Raw genomic sequence first — 3,437 nt, forward strand, 5'->3', positions numbered from 1 at the left:
CGCTTCGAGCCGGGTGGGTGATCCTGTTGACGCTATGCAACATTCGTTACGACCATGTTTCGATTCGGTACAGCAGGCCTTGTGCGACCTTCGGATGTGACTAGGGTTCTCAACCAACAGGCGTGGCGGCGGGGGCTGTCGCGTCCCGGCGCTCCGGCGCGAACCACAACGAAAGGGAATCCTCGCCATGCGAATGAGGATCAAGACGACGGCCGTGCTCGCCACAGCAGCCGCCGCGGCACTCGTGCTCGCGGGCTGCTCCGGCGGCGGGTCCGCCGGACAGAGCAGCTCGGCCGTCGCCACGTCGTCGCTGAAGTCGACGGGCTGGACGGTCGCCGACCGCGACACGATCAAGGACGGCGGCTCGCTCACCCTGCCGATCGACTCGGCTCCGGCGAACTGGCAGCTGTCGAACCTCGACTCCGGGACGGTCGACGACAACACGATCGCGGGCACCTACCTGCCGGGGTTCATCCAGTTCAAGGCCAACGGTGAGTGGGAGGCGAACAAGGACTACGTCGACTCGATCGAGCTGACGAAGGACTCGCCCCAGACCGTCGAGATCAAGATCAACCCCAAGGCGGTCTGGTCCGACGGCACCCCGATCACCGAGAAGGACGTCGAGGCGAACTGGAAGGCGCTGAACGGCACGAACAAGGCCTTCGCCCCGCTCGCCACCAACGTCTGGGAGGACGTCGACTCCGTCAAGCAGGGGTCGGACGAGCGCGACGTCATCGTCACGTTCTCGAAGACCAACGCCGACTGGCCGAGCGTCTTCAGCGCGATCTACCCCTACTGGGCCGTCGACACCCCCGACCACTTCAACAACTCGTGGGCGAAGGGTCCCTACGCCGCCGACGGCAAGACGTACGTCTCCGCCGGCCCGTACATCCTCAAGTCCTTCGACGCCAACGGCGGCGTCGTGACCTTCGAGAAGAACTCCAAGTGGTGGGGTGACGCGCCGAAGCTCGACACGATCGTCTTCAAGACCGTGTCCCGCGACGGTGTCGCCCAGGCGTACGCGAACAAGGAGTTCGACGCGTTCAACCTGAACGGTTCCGCGGACAACTTCAAGACCGCGAACAGCCGCTCGGACTCGAAGATCGAGCGTTCGCTCGGCACGACCCAGCGTCAGATCACCCTGAACGGCACGTCCGACGTGTTCAAGGACCAGGAGGTCCGTCAGGCCTTCGCCCAGGCGATCAACCGCCAGGTCGTCGCGCAGGCGATCCTCTCGCCGGTGAAGAGCCCGGTCCAGGTGCTCAACAACCTCGTGTACCTGCCCGGCCAGAAGGGCTACCAGGACAACGTCTCGTCGGTCTACGGCTACAGCACGGACAAGGCGAAGAAGAAGCTCGAGGACGCCGGCTACACGATCGGCTCGGACGGCTACGCGACCAAGGGCGGCAAGACGCTCGACGTCCGCTTCGTCATCCCGTCGGACAACCAGAACTCGGCGAACGTCGCGCAGCTCGTGCAGCAGCAGACCAAGCTCGCCGGCTTCAAGGTGACCATCGACACCGTCCCGACCGACGATTTCTTCACGAAGTACGTCACCACCGACGGCCGTGACTTCGACGCCACGTACTTCGCCTGGCAGGGCACGCCGTTCCCGGTGTCGTCGCTGAAGTCGATCTACTACCCGGCCGACGCCGGTCAGAACTACACCGGCGTGACGGATGACTCGCTCGGCGCCGCCTGGGACAAGGCCAACGCGGAGCTCGACGCCGACAAGCGCATCGAGGACGCGGACGCGATCGACAAGAAGATCGTCAAGGTCGCCGGCACCATCCCGCTGTTCCCGGAGCCCTACGCCTGGGGCGTGCGCAAGGACCTGGTGAACTACGGTCCCGCGCAGTTCCAGCAGTCCTCCGTGAAGTGGCAGGACGTGGGCTACAAGAAGTAGTCCGCCGCACTCCACCCGGAAACGACATCCCCGACGTCGCACGACGTCGGGGATGTCGTTCTTCGTTGCGCGAGCGGACGACGGATCGCGGCGCTCAGAGCTGCGCGCCCCCAGGGTCGCGACGAAGGCGAGGACCACGATCGCGAGGATCGTCCACCCGTGCACGCGGTGCGTGATCGGCGCAGCCGTCACGGTCGCCGGAGGCGGGCCGTCCGCCTCGGGCGGCGCCGGGACGAAGCCGCGGATCCGCTCGGCCGCAGCGTCGACGTCGAGGCGGGTCGCGCCTCCTGGACGACCGTCGACCACCGCGGCGAGCCGAGCCGACCTGCGGGTCGCGAGCCAGGTGCGTCGGACGCCCTCGCTCGTGACCACCTCGAGGCCGTACTTCGTGCGGACCTCGGTGATGCGCCGCCACGAGTACGTGCTGGTGCGCCGGACGTCGACGATCCGCAGGTGGTCGTCGGTGAGCTCGAAGCGCGGCCGCCAGAGGACGGCCCACGCGATGAACGCGATGCAGATGCTCGGGACGGGGGCGAGCCAGACGGCGCCACCGGTCAGGAGTGCGAGGGGGACGAGCGCGACGGCCGCGACCCACAGGACGACGGCGAGCAGGCGCATGCCGGGGGCGAGGATCGTGGTCACCCGGACGAGCGTACGAGACGAGGTGACGAGATGCCTCCCCGGAGACGTCCGGGGAGCGGGTGTGACACACCTGCGCGTATCTCCGGACGACCCGATTCCCCGGGGAGGCAGGCCCTGTGTGGACCTCTCGTGGCGTCAATGGTCCTCGGCCCCCGTTCGGGTGTCAATACCCCAGGGTGTCGCATCTTCTGGGGACCGACACGCCGTGTCAGCCGTCTCAGGCCACGAGGAGCTCGATCTGTTCCCGGATCGCCCCGGCCTTCGGGAACCGGAGCCCGACCAGCCCGACGTGCCGCCAGCGGACCACGCCGTCGGGTCCGATCACGAACACCGACCGTCGGAGACCGATGCCCGGCGCCTGCACGCCGTACGCGCGGACGACGTCGCCGGCGGTGTCGCTCAGCAGGGGGAAGGTGAGCGAGGACCCGCGGGCGAACGCCTCGTGCGAATCGAGCGCCTGCGGGCTGACGCCCGACACAACGGCGCCGAGGTCACCGAAGTCGTCGAGCTCCTCCTGGTAGCTGCAGAGCTGCGCCGTGCAGACGGGGGTGGCATCGCCGGGGTAGAAGGCGAGCACGAGGGTCCGGCCGATCTCGGCGGACAGCGCGTACTCGTCGTCGGTGCGGGTGCCGTCCCGCACGATCATGCCGGGAAGGGTGAATCCGGGTGCGGGATCGCCGACCTCGGGGATGCTCATNGCGGCACGGTAGGGGCGCGACCTCAGTCCGGTGCCGCGGCGCGCTGTGGGTTCACTGTGGGAACGGGCGGGGACCCGCGCGGTGGCGTCAGCGGAACAGCTGCGGGGACGCGTGCGCGACCCACGGTAGCCGACGAAGACGGCCGCGTCCAGCAGGCAGTGCGTGATGACCAAGGGGAGGACCCGGCCCCA

General features: G+C 68.1%; 2 protein-coding genes. One reads left to right on the forward strand and one right to left on the reverse strand.

Features of this window, described 5'->3' with window-relative positions; all coding sequences use genetic code 11:
- Positions 1 to 187: 187 nt before the first annotated feature.
- On the forward strand, positions 188 to 1,906 hold the full coding sequence (locus I5E_RS05330) for an ABC transporter family substrate-binding protein (protein ID WP_083857871.1): 1,719 nt from the start codon (positions 188 to 190) through the stop codon (positions 1,904 to 1,906).
- Between the two features lie 859 nt (positions 1,907 to 2,765).
- On the opposite strand, the gene I5E_RS05335 is transcribed toward I5E_RS05330, so the two are convergent.
- The gene (locus I5E_RS05335) at positions 2,766 to 3,245 is read right to left on the reverse strand and encodes a peroxiredoxin (RefSeq protein WP_022906081.1); all 480 of its coding nucleotides are present in this window, start codon (positions 3,243 to 3,245) and stop codon (positions 2,766 to 2,768) included.
- Positions 3,246 to 3,437: the final 192 nt, after the last annotated feature.

Origin of the sequence: Curtobacterium sp. B18, from assembly GCF_000333375.1 — a bacterium.
In the GTDB taxonomy this organism is placed as follows: Bacteria; Actinomycetota; Actinomycetes; order Actinomycetales; family Microbacteriaceae; genus Curtobacterium.

What these genes read in the sequence shown, in the direction of transcription:
- I5E_RS05330 (WP_083857871.1), top strand. Translation starts at nt 188, where the DNA reads ATGCGAATGAGGATCAAGACGACGGCCGTGCTCGCCACAGCAGCCGCC.
- I5E_RS05335 (WP_022906081.1), bottom strand. Translation starts at nt 3,245, where the DNA reads ATGAGCATCCCCGAGGTCGGCGATCCCGCACCCGGATTCACCCTTCCC.